Annotated in this window: 5 protein-coding genes; all 5 read left to right on the plus strand. The window is 26.0% G+C overall.

The window, feature by feature from the left end; translation table 11 throughout:
* Positions 1 to 176 precede the first annotated feature (176 nt).
* Positions 177 to 347, plus strand: coding sequence for a hypothetical protein (locus VK071_05025; GenBank protein ID HLR34678.1), 171 nt, complete (start codon positions 177 to 179; stop codon positions 345 to 347).
* A gap of 109 nt (positions 348 to 456) precedes the next feature.
* Positions 457 to 3,225 carry a type I restriction endonuclease subunit R gene (locus VK071_05030; GenBank protein HLR34679.1) on the plus strand — a complete coding sequence of 923 codons (2,769 nt, stop codon included), beginning with the start codon at positions 457 to 459 and terminating at the stop codon, positions 3,223 to 3,225.
* Between the two features lie 94 nt (positions 3,226 to 3,319).
* The gene (locus VK071_05035; protein HLR34680.1) at positions 3,320 to 4,339 is read left to right on the plus strand and encodes an ATP-binding protein; all 1,020 of its coding nucleotides are present in this window, start codon (positions 3,320 to 3,322) and stop codon (positions 4,337 to 4,339) included.
* Between the two features lie 15 nt (positions 4,340 to 4,354).
* Entirely contained in the window at positions 4,355 to 4,585 is a 231-nt protein-coding gene (locus tag VK071_05040) for a hypothetical protein (protein ID HLR34681.1), read from the plus strand.
* A 48-nt stretch (positions 4,586 to 4,633) separates the two neighbouring features.
* A partial coding sequence (locus tag VK071_05045) for a type I restriction-modification system subunit M N-terminal domain-containing protein (GenBank protein HLR34682.1) occupies positions 4,634 to 4,823 on the plus strand: 190 nt, incomplete at its 3' end.

The raw sequence follows: 4,823 nt of genomic DNA on the forward strand, positions 1-4,823 counted from the left end.
GTTGATGGAAATTCAGCTATAAATCAAAACGGTATACATTATAATGCACCTATATCATTTAAGGTGCCTAAAAAACAAGCACAGGAAGCTAGAGATATTGTAAAGTTGGTAAAGAAGCACTATTTATCTAGATAGTTAATAGATTAATAAATGTAGTATATATAGAGGTTTATTTAATGTCAATAAATATAACAAGATTACTTAAAAATAGAAATAAGCATTTAATACAACTGTATAATGAAGGTAGAGTAACTGAAGATGAAGAGGTTTTCTTTGATAATATAGGTTTATCTTTTAAGGTATCAGATGCATTAAAAGAATTAGAAGAAAAAGAAAGTGGAGAGTAAATCCACTTTTTTTTATTTCCTGTATTAATTCAATGTATTTGTATATTTATGTATTAGTAAATAAATGATAAAATATATTTATGATATTAAAAATAAGAGGGGGAAGGAAATGTCTTATCAAAGTGAGGCACAGTTAGAAGAAAATTTAATTAAACAACTTGTAAATCAAGGATTTAATAAAGTTAAAATAGCTAATGAGCAAGAACTTAAAAATAACTTTAGAAATGAGTTATTTGAACATAATAAATCGAAATTAAATAATGAACCTTTTACAGATAAAGAATTTGAAAGAATACTTAGACATATAGAAGGAAAATCAGTTTTCCAAAGTGCAATGATATTAAGAGATAAATTCATACTAGAAAGAGAAGATGGTAGTGAAGTTTATATAGAATTCTTTGATAGTAAAAACTATAGTAAAAATAGATTCCAAGTAACTAATCAAACAACAGTAGTAGGAAAAAGAGTAAATCGTTATGACGTTACATTACTTATAAACGGTCTTCCACTTGTCCAAATAGAATTAAAACGTAGAGGACTTGATTTTAAAGAAGCATTTAATCAAATAAAAAGATATAAAAAAGAAAGCATAAATAAAGGTTTATATAAATACATTCAAATATTTGTAGTAAGTAATGGAGTAGACACTAAATACTTTGCAAATAGCGATAAAGAAATACTATTTAGTCAAACTTTCTTTTGGAGTGATGAAGAAAATAAAAGAATTAGCAACCTAAAAGATTTTACTCAAACTTTCTTAGATAAATCTTTTGTATCAAAGGTTATAGCAAGATATATGATAACTAATGAAACTGATAAACTATTAATGGTTATGAGACCATATCAAATTTATGCAGTTGAAGCACTTGTTACTCGTGCCTTTGAAACTAATAACAATGGATTTATATGGCATACAACAGGTAGTGGTAAGACTTTAACATCTTTTAAAGCTAGTCAAATACTAGCAAAAGAGCCTAACATTAAAAAAGTATTTTTCTTAGTAGATAGAAAAGACTTAGACTCTCAAACAATAGCAGAGTTTAACAAATTTGAACCAGATAGTGTTGATACAACTGATAAAACAGATACATTAGTAAAACAAATAAAAGATATAAATAAGCCCTTAATAGTTACAACTATACAAAAGATGGCTAATGCAATCAAAAACGATAAATACTCTAAAATAATGGATGATTATAAAGATGAAAAAGTTATATTTATAATAGATGAATGTCATAGATCTCAATTTGGAGATATGCACAAAGCTATAAATAAACACTTTAAAAATGCACAATACTTTGGATTTACAGGTACACCAAGATTTTTTGAAAATAGAAGTCAAGAAGGAAGAGTTACAGCAGACCTTTTTGAAAAATGCTTACATACATATTTAATAAAAGATGCAATAAAAGATGGAAACGTACTTGGATTTTCAGTTGAGTATATGAAAACTTTTGATGGTGATTTTGACGAAAATGACGATGAAAAAGTAAAAGCAATAGACAAAGAAGAAGTATTTATGGCTGATGAAAGAATAGACTTAGTTGCAAATAACATCATAAGTATTCATAATGCTAAAACTAAAAATAAAAAGTATACAGCTATATTTACAGTTCAAAGTATACCAATGCTTATAAAATACTACGATAGATTTAAAGAAATAAATCACGACTTAAAAATAGCTGGTATATTTAGCTTTGGAGCTAATGAAGATAGCGAAGCAAGAGAAGAACATTCAAGAGATAGTTTAGAAAGAATGATTACAGACTATAATAAAATGTTTGATACAAACTACTCAACAGACACATTCCAAAGCTATTTCTCAGATGTATCTAAGAAAGTAAAAACTGCAAAAATAGACATACTTATAGTTGTAAATATGTTCTTAACTGGATTTGACAGTAAAACACTAAACACATTATACGTTGACAAAAACTTAAAATACCATGACTTAGTTCAAGCATATTCAAGAACTAACAGAGTTGAAGAAGATACTAAACCTTATGGAAATGTAGTTTGTTATAGAAACTTAAAGAAAAATACTGATGATGCATTATGCTTATTTTCACAAACTGATAATACAGATGTAGTATTGATGGAAAGTTATGAGTATTACTTATCTTTATGGCATACACAACTAAAAAATTTATATAGCTTAACACAAAATCCAGAAGATGTAGATAACCTTGAAAATGAAGAAGATAAAAAGAAATTTATATTAGCTTTTAGAGATTTAACAAAAGTATTAACAAAGCTAAATACATTTACAGAATTTGAATTTAATAAAGATACACTTAAAATGAGCGAACAAAGTTATCAAGACTTTAAAAGTAAGTATCTTTTAATATATGATACTATAAAACGAGTTGATGATAATGAAAAAGTTTCAATATTAGCTGATATTGACTTTGGAATAGAGCTTATGCACACTGATAAAATCAACGTAGGCTATATAATGAACTTAATTAGAGATATAGATTTATGTGATAAAGAAAAACAAGCACGTGATATTAAAAATGTAATAACAGAACTTGATAGAGCTGATAATGAAGACTTAAGACTTAAAGTAGACTTATTAAAAGAGTTTTTAAATAAAGTAGTACCGAAGCTTGATTCTAATGACGATATAGATTTAGCATATGAACAATTTGAAGAAGTAAAAAAAGAAGAAGATGTAGAAGAATTTTCAAAAGAAATAGGTCTTAATAGATACAAGATAAAAGACTATATTTCAGAATATGAATACTCTGGAATAATAAATAGACAAGAAATAAGTGAAGAAATAAAAGTAGAGTTAAAACCAAAGTTTACACTTAGAAGAAAACTAATAGACCAAGTTAAAAACTTTATATATGACCATGTTAGAAAATATGCATAGATTTATAGCAAAGAACACAAATAAGACCCTCAATATATGAGGGTTTTTATGATATAATCAACGTATAAGATTTATATAAAGGATGTGTGAATTATTGAAAATAAAGAATATTAAATTCAACAATCATAAAATTTTAGGAAATTTAGAAGTTGATTTTTTAAATGCAAATAAAGAAATATTAGATACAGTAGTTATAATTGGAGAAAATGGATCAGGAAAAACAACTTTATTAAAAAGTATATATAATCAAATGAATTGGAATACAAAAGTATATGAAAAAGTAGATGCAAAAGTAGAGCTAGATGCAACTAAAGATGAAATAAAGCTTATAGCTAACACACAATGTGGTAGTGATACAGCAATGTGGAATGGAGTAAAATCTAAGCTATACATAAATGAATTTATAGATGAAGTAAAATCTGGTAACGAATATAGTTTTCAAGGTGAAATTAAATCAAAAATAATTTATATGCCAACGGAAATAAATTTTAATGAATTAAATAAAATAGATAGAACATTTAAATATGAATACCAATTTTTAAATGAAGTAAACCAAAATATAGCTAGAGACTTACCATCAGCTATTGTTAATGCAATAAATACGGAAGTATTTAAAAATGAAGACTTACCACCTAAAAAAAGTATAGAAAAGATATGTAATGATATAAACTCAATATTTGATTGTATGGATTTAAATGTAAAATTTATTGGTCTATCAAAAGATGAAGAAACAAAACCAATATTTAAAGACTCTACAGGTAATGAATTTGATATAAATGGATTATCATCGGGAGAAAAACAGTTATTTATAAGAGCATTATCTCTTAAATTCTTAAATGCTAATAATTCAATAATACTTATAGATGAACCAGAAATATCTCTACACCCTGAGTGGCAAAGAAAGATAATTAAGGTATATGAAAATATAGGAAAAAATAATCAGCTTATAATAGCTACACACTCACCTCATATAGTCGCAGATATAAAAGCAGAACAATTAAGAGTGATAAAAAGAGATGAAGATGGAGTAAGTATCACTCCAATAGATAATCTTGAAGAAACGTATCTTCAGACTTATGAGTCAATACTTAAGCACACTATGGGTATAAAATAATATCTTGAATATGATTTGTCTAGTGGAAATATAGTCCCTATTCATAGTAGTGGAGAAAAATACGAAAAAGCTAGATATACTATAGATTTATTAAATCTTAATTATAGTAAATTAAGTGAAGCTAGAAAATCATTTGCAATCGAACTTAACAATCTTTTTGAAGAAAGTGATTTTGATTATTATAAAGAAGCTGTGAAAAAATTTCCAACATTAATAGATTTTATAAAAGAAGATATATTTGGATAAGGCCTTTGAATTTAGTAAAAATACGGATATATATTTAAGGAGAGAACTATGCAAACAAATGAAAAACAACAAGAACAACAAAGAGAGCTTCACACAAAGTTATGGGCAATAGCAAATGACTTAAGAGGAAATATGGAAGCTAATGAATTTAAAAACTACATACTAGGATTAATATTTTATAGATACCTTAGTGAAAAAGTAGAAAATAGAGCAAATGACCTATTAAGCGAAGACGATA

It is taken from the genome of Tissierellales bacterium, assembly GCA_035301805.1.
In the GTDB taxonomy this organism is placed as follows: Bacteria; Bacillota; Clostridia; order Tissierellales; family DATGTQ01; genus DATGTQ01.